19 protein-coding genes and 1 pseudogene are annotated in these 19,332 nt (G+C 71.7%); 12 read left to right on the top strand and 8 right to left on the bottom strand.

All coding sequences use genetic code 11. The features are described 5' to 3' along the window. The first annotated feature begins 21 nt into the window (after window positions 1-21). Genes ACLJPY_RS11350 through ACLJPY_RS11370 form a run of 5 tightly spaced genes read left to right on the top strand, consistent with a single transcriptional unit; the run spans window position 22 to window position 5,512 of the window. Window positions 22-513, top strand: a complete 492-nt coding sequence (locus ACLJPY_RS11350; RefSeq protein WP_410587971.1) for an SRPBCC family protein — start codon at window positions 22-24, stop codon at window positions 511-513. Next, a complete protein-coding gene (locus ACLJPY_RS11355; protein WP_410587972.1) occupies window positions 510-1,535 on the top strand; it encodes an LLM class flavin-dependent oxidoreductase in 1,026 nt (341 codons plus the stop codon). Before ACLJPY_RS11350 ends, ACLJPY_RS11355 begins: the two co-directional genes overlap by 4 nt. Continuing rightward, the gene (locus tag ACLJPY_RS11360; protein WP_410587973.1) at window positions 1,532-3,856 is read left to right on the top strand and encodes a molybdopterin-dependent oxidoreductase; all 2,325 of its coding nucleotides are present in this window, start codon (window positions 1,532-1,534) and stop codon (window positions 3,854-3,856) included. The genes ACLJPY_RS11355 and ACLJPY_RS11360 overlap by 4 nt, the downstream gene beginning before the upstream one ends. A 7-nt stretch (window positions 3,857-3,863) precedes the next feature. Continuing rightward, entirely contained in the window at window positions 3,864-4,409 is a 546-nt protein-coding gene (locus ACLJPY_RS11365) for a dihydrofolate reductase family protein (protein ID WP_410587974.1), read from the top strand. After that, complete coding sequence (locus ACLJPY_RS11370; RefSeq protein WP_410587975.1) at window positions 4,406-5,512, top strand: epoxide hydrolase family protein; 1,107 nt, start codon at window positions 4,406-4,408, stop codon at window positions 5,510-5,512. Before ACLJPY_RS11365 ends, ACLJPY_RS11370 begins: the two co-directional genes overlap by 4 nt. Here ACLJPY_RS11370 and ACLJPY_RS11375 read toward each other — a convergent pair. After that, window positions 5,509-7,032 carry an AMP-binding protein gene (locus ACLJPY_RS11375; protein ID WP_410587976.1) on the bottom strand — a complete coding sequence of 508 codons (1,524 nt, stop codon included), beginning with the start codon at window positions 7,030-7,032 and terminating at the stop codon, window positions 5,509-5,511. The two genes, ACLJPY_RS11370 and ACLJPY_RS11375, sit on opposite strands and share 4 nt — an antisense overlap. A 60-nt stretch (window positions 7,033-7,092) precedes the next feature. On the opposite strand from ACLJPY_RS11375, the gene ACLJPY_RS11380 reads away from it, so the two are divergent. Continuing rightward, window positions 7,093-7,920, top strand: a complete 828-nt coding sequence (locus ACLJPY_RS11380; protein ID WP_410588287.1) for a hypothetical protein — start codon at window positions 7,093-7,095, stop codon at window positions 7,918-7,920. A 201-nt stretch (window positions 7,921-8,121) separates the two neighbouring features. Further along, entirely contained in the window at window positions 8,122-8,850 is a 729-nt protein-coding gene (locus tag ACLJPY_RS11385; RefSeq protein ID WP_410587977.1) for a nitroreductase/quinone reductase family protein, read from the top strand. Between the two features lies 1 nt (window position 8,851). Here the strand turns inward: ACLJPY_RS11385 and ACLJPY_RS11390 are convergent, their stop codons facing one another. From ACLJPY_RS11390 to ACLJPY_RS11405, 4 genes are all read right to left on the bottom strand, one after another. Then, entirely contained in the window at window positions 8,852-9,700 is an 849-nt protein-coding gene (locus tag ACLJPY_RS11390; RefSeq protein WP_410587978.1) for an LLM class F420-dependent oxidoreductase, read from the bottom strand. 32 nt (window positions 9,701-9,732) lie between these two features. After that, window positions 9,733-10,422 (bottom strand): TetR/AcrR family transcriptional regulator, encoded by a 690-nt coding sequence (locus ACLJPY_RS11395; protein WP_410587979.1) that lies wholly within the window; start codon window positions 10,420-10,422, stop codon window positions 9,733-9,735. Window positions 10,423-10,451: 29 nt separating this feature from the next. Next, window positions 10,452-11,378 (bottom strand): phosphotransferase enzyme family protein, encoded by a 927-nt coding sequence (locus tag ACLJPY_RS11400; protein ID WP_410587980.1) that lies wholly within the window; start codon window positions 11,376-11,378, stop codon window positions 10,452-10,454. A gap of 136 nt (window positions 11,379-11,514) precedes the next feature. After that, window positions 11,515-12,423: a hypothetical protein gene (locus tag ACLJPY_RS11405; RefSeq protein WP_410587981.1), complete on the bottom strand. Its 909-nt coding sequence runs from the start codon at window positions 12,421-12,423 to the stop codon at window positions 11,515-11,517. Window positions 12,424-12,634: 211 nt separating this feature from the next. Between ACLJPY_RS11405 and ACLJPY_RS11410 the strand changes: the two genes are divergently transcribed. From ACLJPY_RS11410 to ACLJPY_RS11420, 3 genes are all read left to right on the top strand, one after another. Next, complete coding sequence (locus ACLJPY_RS11410) at window positions 12,635-12,934, top strand: YciI family protein (RefSeq protein ID WP_410587982.1); 300 nt, start codon at window positions 12,635-12,637, stop codon at window positions 12,932-12,934. A gap of 110 nt (window positions 12,935-13,044) precedes the next feature. Next, window positions 13,045-13,623 (top strand): dihydropteroate synthase, encoded by a 579-nt coding sequence (locus ACLJPY_RS11415; RefSeq protein ID WP_410587983.1) that lies wholly within the window; start codon window positions 13,045-13,047, stop codon window positions 13,621-13,623. Further along, on the top strand, window positions 13,620-14,357 hold the full coding sequence (locus ACLJPY_RS11420) for a dihydrofolate reductase family protein (protein ID WP_410588289.1): 738 nt from the start codon (window positions 13,620-13,622) through the stop codon (window positions 14,355-14,357). Before ACLJPY_RS11415 ends, ACLJPY_RS11420 begins: the two co-directional genes overlap by 4 nt. Before the next feature lie 211 nt (window positions 14,358-14,568). On the opposite strand, the gene ACLJPY_RS11425 is transcribed toward ACLJPY_RS11420, so the two are convergent. The 3 genes from ACLJPY_RS11425 to ACLJPY_RS11435 all read right to left on the bottom strand — a co-directional run bounded on the left by ACLJPY_RS11425 (window position 14,569) and on the right by ACLJPY_RS11435 (window position 17,098). After that, window positions 14,569-14,970, bottom strand: coding sequence for an NUDIX hydrolase (locus ACLJPY_RS11425; RefSeq protein WP_410587984.1), 402 nt, complete (start codon window positions 14,968-14,970; stop codon window positions 14,569-14,571). 15 nt (window positions 14,971-14,985) lie between these two features. Then, entirely contained in the window at window positions 14,986-16,656 is a 1,671-nt protein-coding gene (locus ACLJPY_RS11430) for a hypothetical protein (protein WP_410587985.1), read from the bottom strand. 76 nt (window positions 16,657-16,732) lie between these two features. Then, complete coding sequence (locus ACLJPY_RS11435; protein WP_410587986.1) at window positions 16,733-17,098, bottom strand: VOC family protein; 366 nt, start codon at window positions 17,096-17,098, stop codon at window positions 16,733-16,735. Window positions 17,099-17,340: 242 nt separating this feature from the next. Between ACLJPY_RS11435 and ACLJPY_RS11440 the strand changes: the two are divergent. Further along, window positions 17,341-17,658: pseudogene (locus tag ACLJPY_RS11440) on the top strand (IS481 family transposase); the annotation flags it as partial. 322 nt (window positions 17,659-17,980) lie between these two features. Next, window positions 17,981-19,120 (top strand): serine hydrolase domain-containing protein, encoded by a 1,140-nt coding sequence (locus ACLJPY_RS11445; RefSeq protein ID WP_410587987.1) that lies wholly within the window; start codon window positions 17,981-17,983, stop codon window positions 19,118-19,120. Window positions 19,121-19,332: the final 212 nt, after the last annotated feature.

Genomic DNA, 19,332 nt, shown 5'->3' on the forward strand with positions numbered 1-19,332 from the left:
CCGGGAGAAAGGGCGGCCACGATGGAGTGGACGGGTGCGCGGTACGCCGACCTGCCGACGGCCGAGGTTTCGACCTGGATCGACGCCGCGCCCGAGGACGTCTGGCCGGTCGTCTCGGACATCTCGCTGATGCCCGAGATGAGCCCGGAACTCCAGTCCGTCGAGTGGTGCGAAGCCGATCGCAAGTTCGTCGGCCGCAGCAAGCACGACGCGCTCGGCGAGTGGGAGACGACCTCGTACGTCGTCGAATGCGAAGCGCCGCGGGTGTTCGCGTGGGCCGTCCAGGACCCCGATGAGCCCAGCGCCGTCTGGAAGTTCACCCTCGAGCCCGACCACGGCGGCACCCGCCTGAGCCAGTGGATGCGGATGGGCCCCGGCCGGTCCGGGCTGTCGTTCGCTATCGACCGGATGCCGGAGAAGGAACAGAAGATCGTCTTCGTCCGCATGCGGGAGTTCGAGACGGCGATGGCCGGCACGGTCGCCGCGATCAAGGCCCGGGTCGAACAGCGATGAAGACGGCGACCACCGTCGAGTTCTCCCGTGACACGCGCACGACGCTGGACTTCGTGCTGGAGGCGGAAAAGCTCGGCCTCGACGTCTGCTGGGTGGCCGAAGCCTGGGGCTCGGACGCGCCGTCCGCGCTCGGCTACCTCGCCGCCCGCACCGACCGCATCCGGCTCGGTTCCGGCATCATCCAGCTCGGCACCCGCACGCCGGTCGCGATCGCCCAAGCCGCGCTCACCCTCGCCGACCTCTCCGGCGGGCGGTTCGCGCTCGGCCTCGGCCCGTCCGGGCCGCAGGTCGTGGAAGGCCTCCACGGCGTCCCCTTCGCGAAGCCGCTGACACGCATGCGCGAGACGGTCGAGATCATCCGGCAAGCCTTCGCGGGGGAGAAGATCGCCTTCTCCGGTGAGGCGTTCGAGATCCCGCTGCCCGGCGAAGCCCGGCCCATGAAGCTGTCCACCGCGCCGAACCCGGACATCCCGATCTACCTCGCGGCGCTGTCGCCGAAGCTCCTGGAGCTCACCGGCGAGGTCGCGGACGGCTGGCTCGGCACCAGCTTCGTGCCCGAAGGCGCCGACGCGTATTTCGCGCACCTCGACGCCGGGCTCGCGAAGGCCGGCAGGCAGCGCAAGGACATCGACGTCTGCCAGGGCGCCGAAGTCGCCTTCGCGGACAACGAAGACGAGTTGCGCGCTTTGGTCGGCAGCCGCAAGAAGGAGCTCGCCTTCAGCCTCGGCGGGATGGGCTCGGCCACCACGAACTTCTACAACAACGCCTACAGCCGCCAGGGGTGGGCGGACGTCGCCGCGGAGGTCCGCGAGCGCTGGCAGGCCGGTGACCGCGACGGCGCCGCCGCGCTCGTCACCGACGAGATGGTGCTCGGCACGACGTTGATCGGCACCGAAGAGATGGTGCGCGAACGGCTGCGCGTCTGGCGCGGCACCGGCATCGACACCGTCCGGCTCTACCCGGCCGGCGAAACCCTCGACGCGCGTCTCACGACGCTCGGACGTGCATTGGAGCTGGTGTGACCGGCGAGTGGCAGCGAACAGCGTGCAGCCTCTGCTACCTCAACTGCGGGCTGGAGGTGCAGCTCGACGGCCGGAAGATCACCCGCGTCCGCGGCGACAAGGCGCATCCGCGCTCCGGTGGGTACCTCTGCCAGAAGGCCCAGCGCCTGACCTTCTACGGCGACCACGAAGACCGCCTGACGACTCCGCTGCGCCGTCGCCCCGACGGCACGCACGAGCCGATCGACTGGGACACCGCGCTCACCGAGATCGCGGCGAAGCTGCACGCGATCCGGGACGCCGACACCGCGGCCGGGCGGCCCGGCTCGTTCGCCTACGTCGGCGGCGGTGGCCAGGGCAACCACTCCGGCGGCGCGTACGGCACGTCCCTGCTGAAGTGGATGAACTCGACGCGGCACTTCAACGCGCTCTCGCAGGAGAAAACCGGCGACTTCTGGGTCAACGGGCAGTTGTTCGGTTCGACGGCCGTGCACACCGCCGAGGACGTCGAACACTGCGACCTGCTCGTCGTGCTCGGCTGCAACCCGTGGCAGGCGCACGGGTTCAGCAACGCCCGGCACGCGCTCAACACGCTGAAGAACGACCCGTCGCGGCGGATGATCGTGATCGACCCGCGGCGCACCGAGACCGCGGAGCTGGCCGATCTGCACCTCCCGCTGCGGCCGGGCACCGACGCCTACCTGCTGGGCGCGATCCTGGCGCTGCTGCTGGAGGCGGGTGCCGCCGACGAGCAGTTCCTCGCCGCCCGCACCGAAGGCTTCGACGAAGTCGCCGCCGCGCTGGCGAAAGTGCCGGTGGACGAATGGATCGCGCACGCCGAAGTGTCCCGAGTGGACGTCGAGCGGGCCGTCGACCTGATCCGCGCGGCGAACGCGATGACCGTGCGCGTCGAGCTGGGCATCCAGCAGGGGCGGCACTCGACGCTCAACAGCTACCTCGAGAAGCTGCTGTACCTGCTCACCGGGCACTTCGGCAGGCGCGGCACGAACAACCTGCACTCGTGGCTGCTGCCGCTGTGGGGTGCGACCATCGGGAGCCGGTCCGAAATCACCGGCTTCGAGTACATCGGCGGCCTGCTGCCGGCGAACACCCTGGCCGAGGAGGTCCTCGCCGACCACCCGAACCGCGCCCGCGCGGTGTGGGTGGAGTCGTCGAACCCGGCGAACACCTTCGCCGGGACACGGGACGTCGAACGGGCGCTGCGCGCTGCCGAGCTGTCCGTCGTCGTCGACGTCGCCTACACGGAAACGGCCGCGCTGGCGGACTACGTGCTGCCGGCGGCGTCGCAGCACGAGAAGTGGGAGTTCACGCTCTTCACCTTCGAATGGCCGGCGAACTACTTCCAGCTGCGGCGGCCGTTGCTCGAACCGCTGCCGGGGACGCTCGTCGAAGCCGAGATCTACACGCGGCTCTTCGACGCGCTCGGCGTGCTGCCGCCGTCCGACGTCCTGGCCGAGCTGGCCGCCGGTCCGCGCGCGGACCTGCAGGCGGGCCTCGGCGCGCTGGTGCAGGCGATGCCGGAACGCGCGGCGCTCCTGCCGGTGCTGCTCTACCGCACCCTGGGCGCGTCCCTGCCCGACGGCGCGGCGTCGATCGCGCCGCTGTGGGCGGGCTGCCACCGCGCGGCGAAGGCGATGACCGTGCCGGTGCAGCGCGCGCTCGGCAGCTCCGCCACCGGTCCGCGGCTGGGCGAGGAGCTCTTCGAGCGGATCCTGGCCGGTCCGACGCCGTTTTCGGTGCACGAGCAGGACGAGGTGTGGAGCCTGATGCGCCGCCCGAAGGTCCGGCTGGCCGTGCCGGAACTGCTGGACTGGCTGGCCGCGCTGGACCCCGCCGCCGAACGGCCGGACCCGGCGTACCCGCTTTCGCTGCTCAACGGCCAACGGCGGGCGCACAACGCCAACCAGATCATCCGCGACCCGCGCTGGCGCCGCACTGACCCGGACGGCGCCCTGCGCGCGCGTCCCGAAGAACTGGCCGCGATCGGCGCTTCCCCGGGTGACTGGGTGGCGGTCGTGACGCCGGCCGGGCGCGTGGTCGTGCGCGCCGAGGCCGACCCGGCGCTGCGGCCGGGCCAGCTCGCGCTGCCGCACGGTTACGGCATGGCCCACCCGGACGCCCACGGCCGCCGCGTGGTCAGCGGCCCGCGGATCAACCTCCTGACCGACGCGCTGGACCGCGACCCGATCGCCGGCACCCCGCACCACAAGGACGTTCCGGCGCGCCTGGAGCCGGCGACCGAGCAGGAGCGCGCCCGGGCGGAAGCGGACAGCGCGCGCATCCGCGAGACCGTCGGGAGTGGACGTCCGACCGGTTTATAGTGGGCCCATGCGCAAGATCGTCGCGAACCTGTTCATCTCGCTGGACGGCGTTGTCGAAGCGCCGGACAAGTGGTCGTTGCGCTACTGGAGCGACGAAATCGGCCAGGCGGTCGGCGGTGGGATGGCCGCCGCCGACGCGATGCTGCTCGGACGCGTCACCTACGAGGGCTTCGCCGAGGCCTGGCCGGGCCGGACCGTCGAGGACGACGAAGGCGCCGAGTTCATGAACAACGTGCGCAAGTACGTCCTTTCGTCGACGCTGTCGGAAGTGACCTGGAACAATTCGACGCTGCTGACCGGAGACCCGGCCGAAGCGGTCCGGGCGCTGAAGGCCGAGCCGGGCGGGGACATCATGACCAGCGGCAGCACGACGGCCGTGCGGTGGCTGCTGTCCGAAGGACTGGTCGACGAGCTGAACCTGCTGCTGTACCCGATCGTCGTGGGCCGCGGAAAGCGCTTGTTCCCCCAGGACGGCTCGTCGTTCTCGCTGGAGCTGAAGAAATCGGCGACGTTCGGCAACGGCGTCGTGCAGCTGACCTACGCGCCTGCGTGAGCACGCCGTTCCGGATCGAGGTCCCCGAAGCCGATCTCGAGGACCTGCGCGCACGGCTGAGGCGGACGCGGTGGCCCGAGGCCGAGCCGGTGGACGACTGGAGCCAGGGCACGCCGCTGAGCTACCTGCGCCCGCTGTGCGAGTACTGGGCGGCTTCCTACGACTGGCGTCGCGTCGAAGCCCGGTTCAACCGGTTCCCGCAGTACCGCACGGAAATCGACGGCCTGGGCATCCACTTCCTGCACGTGCGCTCGCCGGACCCGGCCGCGCTGCCGTTGATCCTCACGCACGGCTGGCCGGGTTCGTTCATCGAGTTCTCGAAGGTCATCGAGCCGCTGGCCGAGGAGTTCCACCTGGTGATCCCGTCGCTGCCGGGCTACGGCTTCAGCGACAAGCCGTCGGCGCCCGGCTGGGGCATCGAGCGGATCGCGGCGGCGTGGGCGTCGCTGATGGCCCACCTGGGGTACTCCCGCTACGGCGCGCAGGGCGGCGACTGGGGGACGTCGATCACGACGTCACTGGCCCAGCAGGACGCGGCGCACCTGGCGGGCATCCACCTGAACCCGCCGATCGCGGCACCGGACCCGGCGACGTTCGACGACCTGACGCCGTCCGAGCGGGAGGCGCTGGACGCGTTGGAGCACGCGCAGCGGTGGGAAGACGGGTACTCGGTGCTGCAGTCGACCCGCCCGCAGACGATCGGCTACAGCCTGGCCGACTCCCCGGCGGGGCTGTGCGGCTGGCTGGTGGAGAAGTTCCACGCCTGGTCCGACGGCTTTCCCTTCACGCGTGACGAGTTGCTGGACGACATCACGCTGTACTGGCTGACGGGCACCGCGGCGTCGTCGGCCCGGCTGTACTGGGAGAGCATCCGCAAGGTCCAGAAGTGGTTCTCGGCGGCGACGGACGACACGGTGGACGTGCCGACGGGGTGTTCGATCTTCCCGGCGGAGATGCCGCGGCCATCCCGCCGGTGGGCGGAGCGGCGGTACACCGACATCCGGCAGTGGCACGAGCTGGACCGGGGCGGCCACTTCGCGGCGTACGAGCAGCCTGAACTGTTCGTCGACGAGGTGCGGACGTTCTTCCGGCTGGTCCGCTAGTTCACCTGGCGGGACTGCCCGCGCCAGAACGGCTCCCTCAGCTTGAACTTCTGGATCTTCCCGGTCGCCGTCCGGGGCAGCTCGGCCAGGAACTCGATCCGCTTCGGGCACTTGTACCCCGCCAGGTGCTCCCGGCAGTGCCGGATCAGCTCCTCCGCCGTGACGTCGCCCTCGACCACCACCAGCGCCGTGACCAGCTCGCCCCACTTCTCGTCCGGGATGCCGATCACCGCCGCCTCGCGGATCGCCGGGTGGGAGTTCAGCGCGTCCTCCACCTCGATCGACGACACGTTCTCGCCGCCGGAGATGATCACGTCCTTCTTGCGGTCCGCGATCGTCAGGTAGCCGTCTGCGAACGACCCGCCGTCGCCCGTGTGGAACCAGCCGCCGTCGGTCACGCGGGCCGTCTCCGCCGGGTTCTCCCAGTAGCCGTCGAGGTTGTGGTTCGACTGCGCGAGCACCTCGCCGTCGGTGTCCACGGCGATCCGGACGCCCAGGGCCGGCGTTCCCGCGCGGCCCAGCAGCCGGGCCTGCTCGTGCGGGTCGAGGCCGGCCCACTCGCTGCGCATCCGGTTCACCGTCAGCAGCGGCGAGGTTTCGGTGAGCCCGTAGATCTGGATGAACTCCCAGCCCAGCTCGGCCCGGACGCGCTCGATCGTGCGCGTCGGCGGCGGCGCGCCGGCCACGACGATCCGGACGCGGTCGCGGCCCGGGACCTCGCCCGGCCACGAAGCGGCGCCGTCCAACGCCGCCGTGACCACGGCCGGTGCCGCGCACAGGATCGTCACGCCGTGCTCGTCGATCCGCCGCAGGATCTCCGTGCCGTCGACCTTCCGCAGCACGATGTGGCGGCCGCCGAGGCCGGTCACCGCGTAGGGCATTCCCCAGCCGTTGCAGTGGAACATCGGCAGCGTGTGCAGCAGGACGTCGTTGTCGCTCAACGTCGTGTGCAGGCCGAACACCGCCGCGTTCAGCCAGATGTTGCGGTGGGTGAGCTGCACGCCCTTCGGCCGCGCGGTCGTCCCGGACGTGTAGTTGATCGTGGCGGTGGCCGACTCGTCGCCGTCCCAGGGCACGGGTGTTCCGCCGCCGCCCCAGACGGCGTCGTCGTCGCGGCCGAGGACGAACACGTGCTTCGCCGTCACCGTGTCGAGCAGGTGCTCGAGCTCCGGGTCGACGATGAGCACCTCCGCCCCGGAGTGCTCCACTATGTACTTGACCTCGGCCGCGGCGAGCCGGAAGTTCACCGGCACCAGGATCCGGCCCCAGCCCGAGACGCCGAAGAACGACACGAGCAGCCGTGCGGCGTTGTGCGACACGATCGCGACCCGGCCGCCCGTCGGCACGCCGAGAGCGTCGAGGTTGGCCGCCTGCGCGCGGGCCCGCCGCGCCACCTCGCGGTAGGTGAGCGAACCCCAGCTCGGCGCGGGCTGGTCCGGTTCGTCGACCACCGCGACGCGGTCCGGGTACACCGTTTCCGCGCGGTCGAGGAAGTCGCGGACGCCCAGATCGAAGAACATCCCCCGATGATGACTCGTCCCGGGTGCCCGCACCAGTCCGATGTGGTTCGCTGGAGCGCGATGGACTTCGACACGGTGGCCGGCGAGCTCTACGGGGGCGACCTCGCGGAGTTCACCAGCGCGCGCAACAAGGCGGCGAAGGCCGCGAAGGCGGAAGGGGACGCCGAGCTCGCGAAGCGGATCCAGCAGCTTCGCAAGCCGACCACGGCTGCGGCGATCGTCAACGGCCTGGCGCGGGACGACTCCGAGCAGCTGCGAGACCTGGCCGAGCTCGGCGCCGAACTGCGTGGCGCGCACACCCGGTTGGCCGGTGACGAGCTGCGGGCGCTGACCCGGCGCCGCGGCGAGCTGGTGCGGCGGATCCTCCACGAACTGCCGTCGACGAGCGACACGGTCTCCCGCGAGGTCGAAGCGACCCTCGAGGCGGTCGCGGCCGACCCGGACACCGCCGCGCTGGCGCTCGCCGGACGGCTGACGTCGGTGGCGCACCAGGACACCGACCAGTGGTTCAGCCTCGCCGCCAGTGTCCCGCCCGTCACCGGCAAGCGCTCCGCGAAGCTGGTGGACAAGGCCGAACCGGCCGAGCCGAAGCGGGACCACCGGCGCGAAGAAGAGGAACGGAAGCGGGCCCGCGCGGAACGCGAGCGCCTGCGGAAGGAGGCCGCCGAGCGGGACCGCGACCGCGCGGCGGCCGAGCGCGACCTGGTCCGCACCGAGCGCGCGGCCGAGCAGGCCAAAGCGCGCGTCGACGACCTGCGCGAGCGCCTCGCGGAAGCCGAGGAACGCGCCGAGCGGGCGACGGCCGACTTCGACGCGGCGAAAGCGGCCTTCGACGAAGCCGACGCGGCCGCGACCGCCGCGCGGAAAGCCGCTGACGCCGCCCACTGAGCGGGCTATGCGGTTGAGGGATGGCCGGGTGCCGGTCCGATGGGTAACCTGCGATGGTGCCCCGGATGGGCCGACACACGGAGGTAGTGGCTACTCAGCCCCCTTGAGATCGACACGTTCTGCCGTTCCCCGGCGGAGCTGTGCCTTTCGTGTCGGCCTCTCGGCCTCCGGTGACTTCTGCATCGGAAAGGACCACTCGGTTTGATCAGGCTCACCACGACCGGCGCCCGCACGGGCCGGAAGCACCGGGTTGCCCTGAGCGCCTTGGACATCGACGGCCGGCTGGTCGTCGTCGCCTCGGCGATGGGGTCGCCCAAGCACCCGGCCTGGTACCACAACATCCGGCGCAACCCCCTCGTCCTGGTGGAAACGGACACCGAGTCGTTCGAGGCGATGGCGGCGCTCCCGCCGGACCGCGACAAGCTGTTCCTCGAGGTGGTCGAGCGGGAGCCGGGGTTCGCGCAGTACCAGGCGCGGACGACCCGGATCCTGCCCGTCGTCGAGCTGCACCGCGTCGACACCGCGCGCCGGATGGGTGACTGGCTCGTCGAGATGCACGACTGGCTGCGCGGCGAGCTGAAGGAAATGCGCGCCGAACTCGGCTGCGGTACCCCGCGAGAGCTGCGCCTGCGCTGCGCCGGGTTCTGCACGGCCCTCACCCGGCACCACACCGGTGAGGCGAACAACATCTTCCCGCTGCTCGCCGAGCGGTTCCCGGCACTTGCGCCGACGTTGGCGAAGCTCGACGAAGAGCACGTCGTCGTCGCGCGGCTGCAGGAGGAGGTGCAGCAGCTCGTCGAGCAGGAAGCCGATCCGGTCCGGCTCCGCGCGGAGTTCGACCGGCTTAAGTCCGAATTGGACAGTCACTTCGCCTACGAGGAGCAGGCGCTCGTGGCCGCGCTCAACGCCCTGCTGCCCGCGCCGGGCTGAGTCAGAGCAGCACTTCGGCCAGCCGTCGCTGGTTCACCAGCTCCGCTTCGGGTGACGGGCCGAGCACCTGCACCGCCACGTGGTCGGCCCCGGCGTCCACATGGGACCGGAGGCCCTTGGCGATCGTCTCGCGCGTGCCGTGCAGGACGAGGTCGTCGATCAGCCGGTCGCTGCCGCCGCCGTCGACGTCGGCCTCGGTGTACCCGTGGCGGAGCAGGTTGTTCACGTAGTTGCGCAAGCCGAGGTAGGGGGTCTGGACGTACGGGCGTCCGATGGCGCGCGCCGCCACCGGGTCCTCGTCCACGACCACCTTCTGCTCCGGCGCCAGCAGCTTGCCCGCGCCCAGGATCGCCCGCGCGCGCCGGGTGTGCGCGGGCGGCACGAGGTACGGGAGCGCGCCCGCGGTGCGCTCGGCGGCCAGCTCCAGCACGCGGTCGCCGAGCGCGGCGAGCATCCGGGCTTCGGCCGGGACGCCGGCCGCGTCGAGCCGGTCGAGGTAGTCGACGACCTTGGCGTACGGGCTGCGGTATTCGGTGACGGACTCCGGGTGGCCGACGCCGATGCCGAGCAGCAAGCGCCTGCCGTAGCGGCCGGCGAGCCGGTGGTAGGACTCGGCGAGGGTTTCCGGTTCGTCGAGCCACATGTTGACGATCGCCGTCGCCACGGTGATCCGCTCCGTCGCGGCGAGGATGTCTTCGACCAGCGCGAGGTCACCCACCGAGTTGCTCCCGGTGCCGAGCCACACCGCGCCGTAGCCCAGCTCGTCGGCCGCGATCGCCTGCTCCTTGCGGGTCACGTCGTCGCGGTGCGGAGCGAGGAACAGGCCGAACTGCTTCACTACAATTGCCATAGTGGTCAATGTAGCGAATGTAGCGGCCGCTGTCAGGCCGCCAGCCGGTGCAGCCACTCGCGCAGCATCCGGCGCTCGGTCGTCGTCAGGGCATCAGTGTCGTCTTCAAGTGCGGTCGACAAAGCGACAGCGAGCGCGCCCACGGATGACCCTTCGGCGGGGCGGTCGACGAGCAGCCCGGCCAGCACCGAATCCCTGACCTGCGCGGACATCGCCAGGTCGCGGCTTTCCCCGGGCTGGGCGATCAGGCTGAGCGTCACGCCGCTGTTGGCCGCCGCGAACTGCCGCGCGGCCTCCGCCGCGTCGACACGCAAGCGGCCGTCGCGCGCCAACGGCGTGAACAGCTCCAGCAGCATCGCTTCGGCGCTCGAGGTGAGGTTGCAGGGCACGCCCGGCTCGATCTGGCCGTAGAGCAGCACGTAGAAGGCCGGGTGTTCCAGGCCGTACTCGACGTGCCGGTCCCAGCCCGCCCGGATCCGCGCCACCGGGTCGCCGCCGGGCTCGGGGGCTTGGACGTACTGGGTGAAGCCGTAGTTGACGACGGCGTCGAGCAGGCCCTGCTTGCTGCCGAAGTGGTGGTACAGCGTCGGGGCCTGGACGCCGGCGCGTTCGCAGATCGCCCGCGTCGACACCGGCCCGTCGCCGGCCTCGTGCAGGAGCCGGCCCGCGGCCATGAGCAGGCGGTCGCGGGTGCTGGTGGCGTTGCTCGATCGTCCGGCCATGTAGCAATTGTAACGGCGGTTTGTAGCGGTCAGCGCAGCCGGAGCTGGACCCGCCGGAGCCCGGCGAACGCGGCCAGCACGTCCGGGTCCGTCGTGGCCGCGTCCGGGCGGACCGACCGGTAGCCGTCCAGGAGCGCTTCCTTCAGCTCTTCCCGCTGCGGCAGGTGCGCGAGTGCGGAGCAGGCGACGGCGAGGTCGTAGGCGTAGTGGCCGTACCCGCAGCCGTCGAAGTCGATCACGCCGACGCGGCCGCGGTGCAGCAGGTAGTTCCGCTGGTGCAGGTCACCGTGCACCAGGCCGAAGGCGTCGGCGCCGAACCCGAGTTCGGCCCGCACCGCGCGGACGCGGGCCACCGCCCGGCGGATCCGTTCGTCGCCGCCCGCCGCCGCGACGGCCCGGTCGACGACGGCGGCGGAGAAGCCGTCCACCTGCGTGCGGCCGTACTCGGTCAGGTCGTCGACGCGGCCGCGGTCCAGTCCGTTCATCCGGGTGCCGTGCAGGTGCAGCCGCGCGGCGAACTCGCCGACCGCGTAGAGCTGCGGCGCGTTGAGCCGCTCGTCGAGGAACCGGCCGTCGACCCAGTGGCAGAGCGCGCAGGTGCGCGGCTCGGGCACGGCCGGGTCGGCGACCACGGTGACCAGGTCCCGCGCGCGCGTCGGCACCGGCTGCGGGACGACGAGGCCGGTTTCCCGGCGCAGCTTGGCGAGCCAGGCCAGCTCGGCCCGCACCTGCGCCACCCCGGGGCCGTCCGGCCGCTGCACGCGCAGCACGTACCGGTGGCCGTCCGCGCCGTCGACGCGGAACGCCGTGTTGTGCCCGTGGGCCAGCGGGGTCAGCCGCGCCACCGGCACGGCGTAGGCGGTCAAGGCCGCTTCGGCGAGCCGGCGCAGGCGCCGCGTCCGGCCGGCGCGGTCGAGCTCGGCGAACGGCCGGGTGTTCGCCTGGAAGTCGGCCATCGCCCAGGTGCTCAGCTGATCGACCGTTCCGGCTGCGCGGGGCCCATCGCCCGGGCCACGGAGAAGAACGACGGACTGGGGGCCGAAAGGCCGTGGAAGGTCATGCCGTGCCGCACGCGTGTTCTCCGTCCGCCGGTTACCGGCCCCTTGCCTTCCCGGTGAGCACACGTGCGAACCGGACGGCCGGTTCAACGCCGGACAGCGCGTGGATCCCGGTGCCCACCAGCACCGCGGCCGCCAACGCGGACAGGAGCGTGAGCGGCAACGGTGCCGCCAGCGGGTCGATCCCGGCGAAGGACTCGAAACCGATCACGGCGGTGAGCACGGCGTCCGCGGCGACCGCGGTTTCGACGACCCGCACGCGGTGCGCTTCCGGCCAGGGGGTGAAGCGCAGCAGCCAGGCCAGCGCGGGCAGCACCAGGATCGCGTGCATGGCCACCGCGTGCAGCGGCTTGAGCGAACCGGCCGTCGTGTACGCCAGCTGCGGATCGCCGCCGCGGGCCGCGACCACCCCGCGGCCGATCATCACCGCACCGGTGGCCAGCGCGACCAGCAGCACGACCAGGCCGGCGCGGACGGCCAGGCGCAGGCTCGGCGCGGCCGGGCCGGGCTCGACGAGCGCGGTGGCCGTGAAGCCGATGACGGTCAGGACGAGCACCCCGCCGCCGGCGGCCAGCGTCATCGAGACGGAGGTGTCGAACGACGTCTCGAAGTTGAAGTGGGACGGCACGCCGCGCCACGCCTGCATGCTGACCAGCACGACTTCGGCGACGCTCGCCGTGGTGAACGCGCCGAGCAGGACGCTGCGCAGCCGGGGGCGCATCGTGAGGAACGACGTCGCCCAGGCGACCGACGCGAGCGTCAGCCCGAACGACAGGCCGAAGGTGACGGCCTTGCGCATCGACAGCGGGCCCAGCCACGAACCGCCGGTGGCGATGAGCACGAGAGCGTGCGCGACGCCGCTCAGGAACAGCGCCGCGCCGACGGCGTGGGCGATGCGCTCGGGCCGCCGTCCGTCGGACCAGATCCGGGTCAATGCGTTCATGGGTGGAGTCTGGCTTCCCCGACCGGGTCGCCGCGTCGGCCCGGCGGCGGCACCACGACGTACGACGAGCGGCGTACGGCAATCGGTGAGTATGTCGAAAAAGCGCCGGTAAAGGGATTTCGTTGTTCTTGACGGAATATTGACGAATGGCGTGTGGGGAGCCACTCGCCAGGCGGATGCGGTGGCCGCGAAAGCGTTCTACGCTGCGAACATGTACATCGCCCTGTTGACATACACGGCACCCGAAACAGAAGTCGACTACGCGTTGCCCGACCATTCGGAGTGGGTGCGCAAACAATTCACGAAGGGACTCTTCCTGGTTTGCGGAAAGGGTAACGGCTCGGCCGACCACGTGATCCTGATCCGCTCGGTGCTGCGCGGCAAGCTCGACGCCGTGCTCGCCAGCGATCCGTTCGTGGTCCGCCGGCTCGCTCGCTACGACGTCATCGAGTTCACCGCCACGCGCACCGCGCAGGAACTGCTGGCCATCAACGAGGCGATCGCCTCCTGATCCGTCGTGGTCGGGTGGCCCGGCGACGAGGCCCCGCCACCTGACGGCGAAGAAAGCTCACCCGCTGGTCCTCGCTTATGATCGCGAAGACGTCCAGCAGGGAGAGTGCGATGAAAACCCCCGACCTCGTCTTCCGGGGCCGCCGGTTGAGCCGTGACCGCGCGCTGGTGCTGGCCGCGGTCGAGTCGCTCCCCGCGGCCCGCGCTGCCGTCGCCGAGGGCGCCGATCTCGTGAGTTTCGCCGGTGCGGACGCCGAGTCCCTGGTCGCGTCGGCGCGTGAAGCTTTCCCCGGCCTCTTCGTCGGGGTCGACACCGCGGACGCCTCGGTCGCCGCTGCCTGCTGCGAGGCGGGCGCCGACCTGATCCTCGCGCGCGCGGACCTCGCCGGGGTCGCGGCCCGGTACGGCGCGGGTTACGCCGCTCCCGCACTCCCTTCCCCGGCCGGTTTGCCCGATTCCGGAGTCGTACTGGACATCGGGGAGTTCCGCACGCCGTTGCCGGATTCGCCGGTGCTGGCTTCGGTGCCCGGCGACGGAACGCCCGGCGGGCTGGCGCTGGCGGCGCTCGCGGCGTCGGCCGGAGTGGCGATCCTGCGGACGAAGCACGTCCGCGAAGTGCGTCACGTGGCGGAAATGGCGGCGAGCATCGCGGGCACCCGCCCGCCGGCGAAGGCGGTCCGATGGGAGTGATCCGCCAGGTCTGGCCGTCCGCGCGCGAACTGGCCGCGCACGACCTCGAGCAGCTGTACCGCTACCCGGCGGACGGCCGCTGGCTGGCGGTGAACTTCGTGTCGAGCGCGGACGGCGCGATCACGGTCGACGGCCGGTCGGGCGGCTTGTCGACCCCGGCGGACCGGATCGTCTACCGCCTGGGCAACGACCTGGCCGACGTCGTCCTGGTGGGCGCGGGAACGGCGATGGCGGAGGGGTTCGAGGGCCTGCGCCCCGACGCGGCGACGGCCGACCGCCGCCGCCGGTTCGGCCTGGCCCCGATCGCCCCGGTGGCGGTGGTGACCACGGGCCGTTCCCTGCCCCCGGACGCCCCGGTGATCACCAGGGCCGCGGTCCCGACGCTGGTCTTCACGTGCGCGTCGGCGCCGCCGGATTTGCGCGAAGCGTGGACGGCCGGGGGTGCCCGGGTGTTCGTGGTGGGGGAGTCGTCGGTGTCGGCCGAGCGGGTGGTGTCGACGCTGGTCTCGGAGGGCTTGGCGCGCATCGACTGCGAAGGCGGGCCGCGGTTGTTCGGCTCCTTGATCGAGGCGGGGGTGGTCGACGAGTTCCGCTTGACGGTGGCACCGTTCCTGGTCGCCGGAACGTCGAGCCGGGCCGCCCTCGGCGGGGTCGTCGATCCGGCGGAGCTGGAGCTGGCTTCGGTGCTCACCGACGGCGCCAGTGTGCTGCTGAGGTACCTGGCGCGTCACTAGTTTTGTCGGTGCCTTCCGGTAGTGTGGAATTCGGGGGATCCCTAGGCGGTTTTCCCCTGGTGCACAAGGGAAAAAGCCGCTCGGCTCCTCGTCGTGAGTTCACCCGTTCCAGCGATGACGGTCGCACGTTTGTTCGACTATCGTCGGAGACATGATCACGACCCGAAGACCTCCGCGGCACCGCGAACCGGTGCTGCGGCCAGGAAAACCCCTACCGATCGAGCAGCCGCCGGAAGTGGTCCGGCAGCGGCAGTTCCCGAGCTTCTTCCCGCGTCAGCCAAGCGAAGTCGTCGTGCTCCGCCGGGTTGAGCACGACGTCGCCGCCGGCCTCTTCCGCCACGGTGTAAACGAAAGCGTGGATGCGCAAAGCGCGGCCGGCGATGTCCGGCCACGCGTCGCGCGCCAGTTCGCCGGTGATGCGCACGCGCAACCCGGTCTCCTCCGCCGCTTCGCGCGTCGCTGTGTCCTCCAAGCGCTCGCCCGGCTCCGCCGTGCCGCCGGGCAGTTCCCACCGGCCGGCGAGGAACACGCCGGGCCCGCGGCGGAGGAACAGCACCCGGTCGCCGCGGGCGATCCAGCAGTAGGCCAGGTGCTTGTGCGCGAGCTCGGTCATGCGCGCGATTCTCGCTCAGTTGGTCTTCGACGTCGGCAGGTGGGCGCCGAGGTACCCGACGTACACCGTGCCCGTGCGGTCGGTGTCGTCGAGGAAGTGCAGGCGGGGAGCGGGCGACTTGAAGCGCTCCAAGGCGATGTGGGCGCCGAAGTAGTCGCGCCCGGCCGGGTTCGTCCGGGGATCGACGCGGAACGTGCGGGCTTGGCGGAGCCGCTCGTTCGTCGTCACCGTGTCCGACTCGGCCAGTGCGATGATGTTCGCGCTGATCAGCGAGCCCGGCTGGCCGGTGCGGGCGAACGCGAGCACGTCCGACAGCTCGGGGCCCGGGTCCTGGCCCGCGCCGAGCAAGGACGTCCGGGCGCCCGCGTAGGCGTCGAGGGTGCGGAGCGCGTCCCACGCCTTCCGGCGCCAGGCAGCAGCCTTGGGGTGGTGGTCGAGGATCGCGGCCGGTGCCGGCTCGGCGGTGATCGCGAGGTGCTTGAGCGAAGCCATCGCGGCGCCGATCAGTTCCGCGAAGCTGGGGAAGTCTTCCGGCGGCCGCTCGGCGGCGGCGACCTCGTCGTCGGCGTCGTGGTGGCGGGCGAGCCGGCCCGCCAGGAGGCCGTTGACCCGCCGGAGCTCGTCGCGCTCGGTCTCGGTCTCCTCGAACGCCCGCGCGTAGTCGTCGACCTCCGCCTGCAGCTGGGCGAGCTGGTCGCGCAGGCAGGCGACGTCGGTGGCGCACGCGTCCTCGAGGCGGCGGCGGAGCTTCTTGACCTCGCGGGCGTGCCGGTCGCGCTCCTCGGCGTGGGCCTTGGACTTCTTCCGGAGGATCGTGATCACGCCCCGCGCCTCGGCCAGTTCGCGCTCGGCGCGGCCGAGCTTCTCGACCAGCTCGGCATCGGGCTCGCGCTCCGGCGAAGCGAACGGGTCGGTCTCGTACCAGCTCCGCACGCTCGGCACGTCCGCCCACTCCTCGGGCAGGGGCGTCCGGCCGCGGGTCTGGATGAGCCGGGTGATGGCGCCCTGCAGCGCTTCACCGGAGACCGGGCTGGCGGTCACGACGAAATCCGGGAGCTGGTCGCACGGCGGGACGTAGAGCCGCGCGCCCTGGGGCACCGCGCAGCCGAGCGGGAGGTGCCGGTTGAGGGTGTGGCGGAAGCGGTCGTCGACGTCAAAGACGTTGACCAGCCCCGGCCAGCCCTCGACCGGCACCGTGGGCGGCTCGGTGAGCACCAGCACCGCCGAAGAGCGCCAGGGCGCCACCAGGGCTTCGCTCAGCAGGTCCGCGAGGTGGTCGCACTCCTTGCGCGACCAGCCGCGCATCGCCAGCACCGGCGTTTCGATCGGGATTTCGTCGCTGCCGCTGGCGCCCAGTTCCTCGAGCCCGATCCGCTGCGCCGGTGCGTCGTGGCAGCTGCGCCACGGCCGCGTGCACGCCGCGCTCAGCAGCCACGTCACCCGGTCTTCGCCGGCGCGGTAGCAGAGCGAAAGCAATACCTGAACGGAGTAGCGGCCTTCGGTGCTGCCGTAGGCGAACTGGAGGTCGCACCGGCGCGAACCGCCGTCGTCGGACGAACCGAGGTCGGTCACCGTGTAGTCGTCGTGCTGCCGCTGGCGGCTGATCAGCCTGCTGCGCAAGGCGTCCAGGGGGCGTTTTCCCTCGGTGGGGACCAGTCCGTGGTGCCAGAGCCGGTGCACCCCCACAGGACTCAACTCCGTTCGCCGGAAACAGGACCTCAGCCGAACATAGCGGATCCAGTGACCGTTCGAACGCGGGGCGTCACCCCGTGCGGATCCAGAGGCAGAAGGGGTGCCCGGCCGGATCCAAGCAGACGCGGACGTCGTCCTGCGGCTGGAACTCGGCGACCACCGCGCCCGCCGCGGTCGCCGCCGCCGTCGCCTCCTGGAGGTCGTCGACTTCGATGTCGAGGTGCAGCTGCATCTGCTGGGTGCCCTCGGCCGGCGGCCACACCGGCGGGACGTGCCCGGTCTCCAGCTGGAACGACAGTCCCGCACTGCCGTCGTCCGGGCGCAGGGTCACCCACTCCGGTTCGTCCGTGCGGATCGGCCAGCCCAGGAGCTTCGAGTAGAACTCGGCGAGCGCACGGGGTTCCGGCGTACCGAGCACGGTGGAGGTCAGCTTCATGATCGGACTGGTACCCGCGAGGCGGAATTCCTACCGCGGTCCGGAGGTGCCCGTGTCGAAGTAGGCGATCACCGGGCCGACCCGCCGCCACGACGTCGTCGCGAACACCGCGGCGCCCGCGAGCGCGAGCAGCGCGGCGACGACGGCCAGCGTGGCGCCGACACGGCCGGGTGCGTGCGCCGGCGCAGACGCCGAAGACCAGCGCCAGCTGTGAAGTCCAGGGACGTTGTCCCGGGTTAGCCCGCACCGGGACCGCGTTCGTGCACACGGTCATCGGTGACCACTCTCGCGTCGCCTAAGCCGAAATCCACGCCGACAAAACCGCGGTGACTGCCACCGGCGTGTTGCGCCGGGCCGTGGCTTGGTTCGCCGACCTGGGCGTTATCCCGAAACGGACTCGACCTTACCGGCCGCAGGCCGATGGCAAGATCGAACGTTCCACTGAACTCTGGCCGATGGGTGGGCTGCGCCCGCTTCTACCCGTCGGAGGCCCTGCGGCGGGCCGCTCGACCGGCGGCAAGCCGCCGGTCGCCCGGCTGACCAACCTCTCCGGACATCACAGCCAGCACGCTGATCGGCAGCAGCGCGAACCACAGTGCGCCGAGGACCAGCACGAACGCCTGCGCATCCAGGACACCGCCCAGGCCGACCCGGCCCCGGCCGGACGATCAGCCAGGCCGCCCAGGTCGCGACCGCAAGCGTGAGGCCGGAGGCGCCGATCGCGATCGCCAGGCCGCGGCCGGCCCGGGTGGTTCGCCTGCTTCGGACTCCGGTTCCCCAAGCCCGGAACATCCCGCCGGGACGATCCGGTGTTGCCGGAATACCTCCGCACCTCGTGGGTTGGTTCCTGGCGCAGGCGTTGCGATCACTGAGGGAGCTGCCATGTCGTCCGAGCACATCCAGGGAACCGTCGCCGACGGGTTCGAGTCCGTCCGGGAGGAGTTCGCCGCCGTCGCGGCCGACGAGGGTGGCGACTACGCCGCTCAGCTCGTCGCCCACGTGGACGGCGAACGCGTCGTCGACCTGTGGACCGGCCCTGCCATCACCGGCGACTCGCTGACCGGCGTGTTCTCCTCGACGAAGGGGGCCGCGCACCTGGTGGTCGCGCTGCTCGTCCAGGACGGCGTGCTGGACCTCGACCAGCGGGTCGCCCACTACTGGCCGGAGTTCGGCGCCGCCGGCAAGAGCGGGATCACCCTGCGGGAGCTGCTCGCGCACCGCGCCGGGCTCGTGGGCGCCGACGACGGCTTCACGGCCGACGAGCTCGCGGACGACCGCGTCATCGCCGAGCGCCTGGCCCCGCAGCGGCCGTACTGGCGGCCCGGCACCGCGTTCGGCTACCACGCCCTGGTGATCGGCGCCCTGACCGGCGAGGTGGTCCGGCGCGTCACCGGCCGCAGCATCCAGGAGCACTACGAAGAGCGGATCCGGAAGCCGTTCGGGCTGGACTTCTACCTGGGGCTGCCCGAGGAGCTGGAGCCGCGGTTCCTGACGACCCAGCCGATGCTGCCGACTCCGGAGCAGCTGGCGCAGCTGGAGGCGAACGCGACGGGGCCGAACAGCATCACCGGGATCGCCTTCGCCCGCAACCACCCGAAGGCGCCCGAGCTCTGGGAGCTGCCGAACATCAAGCTCGTCCGGCAGCTGAGCCCGGCCTCGGTGGGCGGCGTGGCGTCCGCGCGGGGCCTGGCCGGCATGTACGCGGCGGCGATCAGCGGCCCGGAGCCGCTCCTGCGCCCGGAGACCCGGGCGGAGTTCGCCCAGATCCACTCGACCGGCGACGACCTGGCCACGCGCAACCACAACGCGTTCGGCCTCGGCTTCGCGATCGTCTCGGACGACTACCCGGTCCTGGGCCAGGGCGCCTTCGGCCACAGCGGCGCGGCGGGGTCCCAGGCGTTCGCCGACCCCCGCAGCGGCCTGGCCTACGGCTACAACCGCCGCCGGTTCGCCTTCCCGGGTGGAGCGGCCCCGGAGAACGTCCGCCTGGTCCGCGCGGTCCACGCAGCCGCGACGGCCTGATCGTCCACACAGGACACGCCGCCGCGGACCGTCGATCCTTGGTCACGTACCGTACCCGGAGCAACACGTGCCTGCGGCCGGTCCCGGCGGCGTTCCCCCGGCCGCGGGAATGCACGTCCGGAGTGGACGTCGTTACAGACTTCACCCGTTAGGACGTTCCGACCCGACATCGACCCTGCTCACGCGCGTCGGTCTGACTTTCCGTAGCGAAA

The sequence above is a fragment of the Amycolatopsis sp. lyj-23 genome, from assembly GCF_046549135.1.
GTDB lineage: Bacteria > Actinomycetota > Actinomycetes > Mycobacteriales > Pseudonocardiaceae > Amycolatopsis.

Bases quoted from the DNA above. Each gene is read 5' to 3' on its own strand.
- ACLJPY_RS11425 (WP_410587984.1), bottom strand. From the start codon at position 14,970: ATGACCGAGCTCGCGCACAAGCACCTGGCCTACTGCTGGATCGCCCGC.
- ACLJPY_RS11395 (WP_410587979.1), bottom strand. From the start codon at position 10,422: ATGGCCGGACGATCGAGCAACGCCACCAGCACCCGCGACCGCCTGCTC.
- ACLJPY_RS11350 (WP_410587971.1), top strand. From the start codon at position 22: ATGGAGTGGACGGGTGCGCGGTACGCCGACCTGCCGACGGCCGAGGTT.
- ACLJPY_RS11375 (WP_410587976.1), bottom strand. From the start codon at position 7,032: ATGTTCTTCGATCTGGGCGTCCGCGACTTCCTCGACCGCGCGGAAACG.
- ACLJPY_RS11415 (WP_410587983.1), top strand. From the start codon at position 13,045: ATGAAAACCCCCGACCTCGTCTTCCGGGGCCGCCGGTTGAGCCGTGAC.
- ACLJPY_RS11390 (WP_410587978.1), bottom strand. From the start codon at position 9,700: ATGGCAATTGTAGTGAAGCAGTTCGGCCTGTTCCTCGCTCCGCACCGC.
- ACLJPY_RS11405 (WP_410587981.1), bottom strand. From the start codon at position 12,423: ATGAACGCATTGACCCGGATCTGGTCCGACGGACGGCGGCCCGAGCGC.
- ACLJPY_RS11380 (WP_410588287.1), top strand. From the start codon at position 7,093: ATGGACTTCGACACGGTGGCCGGCGAGCTCTACGGGGGCGACCTCGCG.
- ACLJPY_RS11365 (WP_410587974.1), top strand. From the start codon at position 3,864: ATGCGCAAGATCGTCGCGAACCTGTTCATCTCGCTGGACGGCGTTGTC.
- ACLJPY_RS11400 (WP_410587980.1), bottom strand. From the start codon at position 11,378: ATGGCCGACTTCCAGGCGAACACCCGGCCGTTCGCCGAGCTCGACCGC.
- ACLJPY_RS11355 (WP_410587972.1), top strand. From the start codon at position 510: ATGAAGACGGCGACCACCGTCGAGTTCTCCCGTGACACGCGCACGACG.
- ACLJPY_RS11435 (WP_410587986.1), bottom strand. From the start codon at position 17,098: ATGAAGCTGACCTCCACCGTGCTCGGTACGCCGGAACCCCGTGCGCTC.
- ACLJPY_RS11445 (WP_410587987.1), top strand. From the start codon at position 17,981: ATGTCGTCCGAGCACATCCAGGGAACCGTCGCCGACGGGTTCGAGTCC.
- ACLJPY_RS11410 (WP_410587982.1), top strand. From the start codon at position 12,635: ATGTACATCGCCCTGTTGACATACACGGCACCCGAAACAGAAGTCGAC.